The 1,734-nt window shown below is 75.8% G+C and carries 3 protein-coding genes; 2 read left to right on the top strand and 1 reads right to left on the bottom strand.

Annotated features, from left to right (window positions below):
- Positions 1-13: 13 nt before the first annotated feature.
- Positions 14-676 carry a DedA family protein gene (locus tag AB0K09_RS33150; protein WP_366069102.1) on the bottom strand — a complete coding sequence of 221 codons (663 nt, stop codon included), beginning with the start codon at positions 674-676 and terminating at the stop codon, positions 14-16.
- 93 nt (positions 677-769) lie between these two features.
- Between AB0K09_RS33150 and AB0K09_RS33145 the strand changes: the two genes are divergently transcribed.
- Positions 770-1,153: a BlaI/MecI/CopY family transcriptional regulator gene (locus AB0K09_RS33145; RefSeq protein WP_366069101.1), complete on the top strand. Its 384-nt coding sequence runs from the start codon at positions 770-772 to the stop codon at positions 1,151-1,153.
- A partial coding sequence (locus tag AB0K09_RS33140) for a M48 family metalloprotease (RefSeq protein WP_366069100.1) occupies positions 1,150-1,734 on the top strand: 585 nt, incomplete at its 3' end. The genes AB0K09_RS33145 and AB0K09_RS33140, both read left to right, overlap by 4 nt.

Raw genomic sequence — 1,734 nt, 5'->3', positions numbered from 1 at the left:
AGGAACGGTAGCTTCACTTCCAGCTCGTCATGGAAGATCCCGGTCGGCGCATAAGCGGACGTCGCAGGGTCGAGCTCGAAGACGTACACGACGGGAACAGGTACCGGTCGACGTCCGGCACGACGGAGCCCAGCGCGTACCCGGCGAGCACCAGACCGACCGTCCACACCAGACCGCCGGCCGCCTGCCACACCGCGAACGTGCGCGGCGCCACACCCAGGGCCCCGGCCAGCGGGTTGAGCACCGTGCGGACCACCGGCACGAAGCGGGCCAGCACGATCGCGCGGCCGTGACCGTACCGGTCGAGGAACTCCTCCGCCCGCGCGGCGCCTTCTTGCAGCCGCTTGTTCCGCGAGCGCGCCAGCAGGGCACGCCCGCCGCGCCGCCCGAGGACGAAGCCGCACTGCGCGCCGGCCAGCGCGCCGACGACCGCGGCGGCCAGCACCTGCGCCAGATCCAGATGCGGTCCGGAGTGCGCTCCCGACCGGCTCAGCAGACCGGCGGTGAACAGCAGCGAGTCCCCGGGCAGGAAGAAGCCGACGAGCAGACCGGTCTCGGCGAACAGCACGACGGCGATGCCGAGCGCGCCGAAGGCGGCCAGCAGCGACGAGGCGTCCAGCACGTTGACCGCCATCGCGGCGACGGGTGGTGTGGGCACAGGTGCGAGGCCTCCCATAATCAGGGGTCGGGGCTCCGTCGGCCCCAACTGTCTACAATCCCGTAGACGGTCTACCCGACTGTAGACGATCCCTGGGAGGGAGCGGTTCCCGTGACCGAGTCCATACGTCGCCCGGCGGGCGAGCTGGAGGCCGCCGTGCTCTCCGCCCTGTGGGCCGCCGAAGGCCCACTGACCCCGCCGGAGGTCCAGCAGGCGCTGAGCACACCTCTCGCCCGCACCACCGTCGCGACGATCCTGGCCCGGCTGCACGACAAGGGAACCGTGCGCCGCACCCGCGCCGGGCGCGCCTACGCCTACCGCCCCGCCGTCGAGGACCACGCCGCCCTCGCCGCGCACCGCATGCACAGCGAGCTGGACAAGGAGGCGGACCGGCCCGGCGTGCTCGCCCGCTTCGTCTCCCGGCTGTCCACCGACGACGAGGCGCTCCTGCGCGACCTGCTGCGGCAGACCGCCGTCTCCGGGGAGGCCGGATGATCTGGGCGGTCTGGGCGCCGCTGCTCGCGCCCTTCCTCGCCGTCCCCGCGGCCCGGCGGCTCGCCGCCGTGCTGCCCCCCCGGCCCGCCGCCCTCCTCCTGGCCGGCTGCGCGGCCGCCCTCGGCGCCTGCGGCGCCGTCGCCCTGGCCCTGCTCACCGTGGCGGCCCTGCTGCACCTGCCGCCGGTCGCGGCCCTCGGTCACGTCTCGATCGCCCTGCTGCCGCACGACCCGGCTTTCGGCGTGCCGCTCGGCGCCGCGGCCGTCGCCGCCGGTCTCGCGGTGGCCGTCGCGACCGGCCGTACGCTGCTGCACCACCACCGCCGGCTGCTGCGCGCGGCCGCCGGGACCCGGGGGCAGTCCAGCGCGGGAGACCTGACGGTCCTGCCCGACGCCGGCGCGGACGCCTACGCCCTGCCCGGCCGCCCCGGCCGCGTCGTCGTCACCGCCGGCATGCTGCGCAGCCTGGACGCCGGCGAGCGCGCCGTCCTGCTCGCCCACGAACGCGCCCACCTCGCGGGCCGCCACCCCGCCACCTCGCGGATCGTCACCTTCCCGGCCGGCACCGCCGCCGTCCGCGAG

Source organism: Streptomyces sp. NPDC049577, from assembly GCF_040675635.1.
GTDB lineage: Bacteria > Actinomycetota > Actinomycetes > Streptomycetales > Streptomycetaceae > Streptomyces.
This window is presented reverse-complemented; position numbering and strand designations above follow the sequence as displayed.

Coding starts and splice junctions, on each gene's coding strand:
- AB0K09_RS33150 (WP_366069102.1), bottom strand. CDS start 676: ATGGGAGGCCTCGCACCTGTGCCCACACCACCCGTCGCCGCGATGGCG.